General features: G+C 44.8%; 2 protein-coding genes. One reads left to right on the top strand and one right to left on the bottom strand.

The genetic code is table 11. The annotated features are described in order from the left end of the window. Positions 1-122 precede the first annotated feature (122 nt). Positions 123-2402 carry a 1,4-alpha-glucan branching enzyme gene (gene glgB / locus IQ242_RS20420; protein WP_052276790.1) on the top strand — a complete coding sequence of 760 codons (2280 nt, stop codon included), beginning with the start codon at positions 123-125 and terminating at the stop codon, positions 2400-2402. A gap of 362 nt (positions 2403-2764) precedes the next feature. On the opposite strand, the gene IQ242_RS20415 is transcribed toward glgB, so the two are convergent. Continuing rightward, positions 2765-3166, bottom strand: a complete 402-nt coding sequence (locus IQ242_RS20415) for a fasciclin domain-containing protein (protein ID WP_002762406.1) — start codon at positions 3164-3166, stop codon at positions 2765-2767. Between the last annotated feature and the right edge of the window lie 97 nt (positions 3167-3263).

The raw sequence follows: 3263 nt of genomic DNA, 5'->3' as shown, positions 1-3263 counted from the left end.
CCCTACACCCTACACCCTCTTTCAAGTCAGAATATATCATTAGTTTGAGAATTCCCAGAAGGCAAGGAAAAAATGACTATTTCCTTGCTATAAGTATTGTAAATGTCAAGAGTGTTAACTGAATGTCTATAGTGGTATCCCCCGAACAAGTCCATCAAATCGTCAACAACCTCCATCACGATCCCTTTGAGGTTTTGGGGGCCCATCCCCTAGAAGAAGAAGGAAAAGTCAATAAATGGGTTGTTAGAGCCTATTTACCGAAAACCACGGCCGCTTGGGTTATTTTACCGTCCCAAAGACAAGAATATCCCATGACGACCGCTTATCACCCCCATTTTTTCGAGTGCGTTATCGATATCAGTGAACTGAACAATTATCAATTACGCATCCACGAGGGAGAACAGGAACGAGTAATCTATGATTCCTATGCCTTCCGTTCTGCCAAACTGAGCGATTTTGATTTACACCTGTTTGGGGAGGGCAACCATCATCGCATTTATGAAAAATTAGGGGCGCATTTAGCCGAAATCGAGGGGATTAAAGGGGTTTATTTTGCCGTTTGGGCCCCTAATGCTCGCAACGTCTCGATTATTGGTGATTTTAATAGCTGGGATGGTCGTGATCACCAAATGCGGAAACGTAATAATATGGTCTGGGAATTGTTTATCCCGGAAATCGGTGTTGGCACTAAATATAAATACGAGATCAAAAATTGGGAAGGTCATATTTACGAAAAATCTGATCCCTACGGTTTTGCCCAAGAAGTACGCCCGAAAACCGCCTCGATCGTGGCCAATTTAGATAGCTATACTTGGGATGATAGCGATTGGATGGAAAAACGCCGCCATAGCGATCCTTTAACTCAACCGGTTTCCGTTTACGAATTACACCTCGGTTCTTGGCTGCACGCTTCTAGTGCCGAACCACCCCGTTTACTTTCCGGGGAAGGGGAACCGGTTCCCGTGTCGGAATGGAACACTGGGGCGCGCTTTTTGAGTTACTACGAGTTAGCCCAAAAACTAATTCCCTACGTTAAAGAATTAGGTTACACCCATATCGAATTATTACCGATCGCCGAGCATCCTTTTGATGGTTCTTGGGGTTATCAAGTGACGGGTTATTTTGCCCCCACCAGTCGCTACGGCAATCCTGAAGATTTCATGTATTTTGTCGATCAATGTCACCAAAATGGCCTTGGTGTGCTAGTGGATTGGGTCCCCGGTCACTTCCCCAAAGATGGCCACGGGTTAGCTTTCTTTGATGGTACTCATCTTTATGAACACGGCGACCCGCGCAAAGGGGAACACAAGGAATGGGGAACCCTAATTTTTAACTACGGTCGCAACGAAGTCAGAAATTTCCTGGTGGCTAATGCCCTATTTTGGTTCGATAAGTACCATATTGACGGTATTCGCGTGGATGCGGTGGCTTCTATGCTCTATCTCGATTATTGTCGTAAAGATGGGGAATGGGTGGCTAACGAGTACGGTGGCCGGGAAAATTTAGAAGCTGCGGAATTCCTGCGTCAAGTCAATCATGTAATTTTTAGCTATTTCCCCGGAATTCTCTCTATTGCCGAAGAATCCACCGCTTGGCCGATGGTGTCCTGGCCCACCTATATGGGCGGTTTAGGCTTTAATTTGAAGTGGAATATGGGCTGGATGCACGATATGCTCGATTATTTCGGCATGGATCCCTGGTTCCGTCAATTCCATCAAAATAATGTCACTTTTAGTATGTGGTATAACCACAGCGAGAATTATATGCTGGCTTTGTCCCACGATGAAGTGGTTCACGGCAAAAGTAATATGATTGGCAAAATGCCGGGGGATGAGTGGCAAAAATTTGCCAATGTCCGGGCATTATTTGGTTATATGTTTACCCACCCCGGCAAGAAAACCATGTTTATGAGCATGGAATTTGGCCAGTGGAGTGAGTGGAATGTTTGGGGTGATTTGGAGTGGGGTCTTTTGCAGTACGAACCCCATCAACAGCTAAAACGCTTTTTTACTGATTTGAACGCCACCTATAAGAGTGAACCTGCTTTATATACCCAGGATTTTGGTCAGGATGGCTTTGAGTGGATCGACTGTAGTGATAATAGTCATAGTGTCGTTTCTTTCCTGCGCTGGAGCAAAAATTGGCAGGAGTTTCTGGTGGTGGTCTGTAATTTTACTCCCCAACCCCACAGCCATTATCGCGTTGGTGTACCCCATCCCGGTTTTTATCAGGAAATCTTTAACAGCGATGCGGGTAAATATGGCGGTAGTAATATGGGCAACCTTGGCGGTAAATGGTCGGAGGAATGGTCCTATCATAGCCGTCCCTACTCGATTGATCTTTGTTTACCACCTTTAGGGGTTTTAGTTCTCAAAATCAGTCCTAATGCTTCTGGGGAATAGGTAAGCTTTTTTCAGTGATCAGTAAACAGTAAACAGTGAACTGAAAACTAACATCTGATAACTGGTAACTGAGCTGCCATTACTGTCGAGATGGCTAATACTAAATCCGTTGAGTAACGCACAGAAAACGGGTTTCTCCGAGAAACCCGTTTTCTACTCATGTAATAGGCAAAAGGATCAATAGATAATCAGTCTTTAATAACAGGATTTAGTCTGAACAGGTACAGACAAGAAAGTGCAGAAAGTGGCCATTTTCCTCCGTCGAGCATCGAAACCATAAACAAGCAAAAGTATCTGTATATTTAGTTACTAAATAAGACAGATTTGCCCTAGATGCAGACCGGGCAAAAGACGGTCAAAAACTAACCCATCAGGATCACCGTATCGATGACGTGGATCACACCATTATCTGCCTCGATATTACCTGCGACCACCGTGGCATTTTTCACCTCAAAACCTTCGCTACAATCGACGGGAATCGGTGAACCCTCTAGAGAAGTCACTACGGCCAATTTTGCCAAATCTTCCTGCATATATTTGCCCGCAACGACGTGATAGGTGAGAATTCGGGTTAATTGGGGGATATTCTGCACTAGGGTTGTAATTGTCCCGGGGGGCAATTTGGCAAAAGCTTCATCGGTGGGGGCAAAAACCGTGAAGGGGCCAGGACTTTTTAGGGCATCCACAAGATTAGCGGCTTGTACCGCCGTCACTAGCGTTTTAAAATTATCGGCACTGACCGCAATATCGACAATATCTGCCATAAACTTGACTCGATCCCTTAAAAAAATTATCTGTTTCAGATTTTAAACTTAATCTTGTCCCAAAGATCGTTCTAGGGATGGGGTGTGGGGTGTGGGG

This window comes from Microcystis sp. LEGE 08355, assembly GCF_015207185.1.
Lineage (GTDB): Bacteria > Cyanobacteriota > Cyanobacteriia > Cyanobacteriales > Microcystaceae > Microcystis > Microcystis panniformis.
Note: the sequence above shows the minus strand (reverse complement) of the source record. Positions and strands in the feature narration are given on the sequence as shown.